Here is a 521-nt window from a genome sequence, read left to right as displayed (position 1 = left end):
TACGTGAAAACCACCAGTATTGTTGATTACCGCTTGGTAACAGAGCATATGGCACAGGAGTTCCAAAGTTTAGGTGGTCATATTAGCTTGAGAACCAAGGTGGTTGCCGCCGATGAGAAAGATGAAGAAGTACAACTGACTTGCGTTTCCGATGGACAATCTATGCAGTTGAACTGCAAGTTTCTAGTCACTTGCAGTGGATTGATGGCCGATCGGATGACAAAAATGATGGGCATTCCGACCGATTTTCAAATCGTGCCTTATCGCGGTGAATACTACCGATTAGACAGTAAGCATAACCAAGTGGTGAATCACTTAATCTACCCAATTCCAGATCCAGATTTGCCATTTTTGGGGGTGCATTTGACTCGTATGATTGATGGTTCTGTGACGGTTGGTCCAAATGCCGTTCAGGGTTGGAAGCGAGAAGGGTATGGAAAAGTGAACTTTAACCTGCAAGATACACTGCAAATGCTGAGTTTTTCTGGCTTTTGGAAAGTCACGCAAAAGCACTTAAAAAC

General features: G+C 43.8%; 1 protein-coding gene. It reads left to right on the top strand.

Going from position 1 to position 521, the window contains the following annotated elements:
* The coding region (locus R7E78_RS30415; protein WP_318059185.1) for an FAD-dependent oxidoreductase at positions 1-521 on the top strand (521 nt) is incomplete at both ends.

Source organism: Vibrio sp. YT-19(2023) (assembly GCF_033337395.1).
The sequence above is the reverse complement of the archived record's forward strand: the minus strand, read 5'-3'. Positions and strand labels throughout refer to the sequence as shown.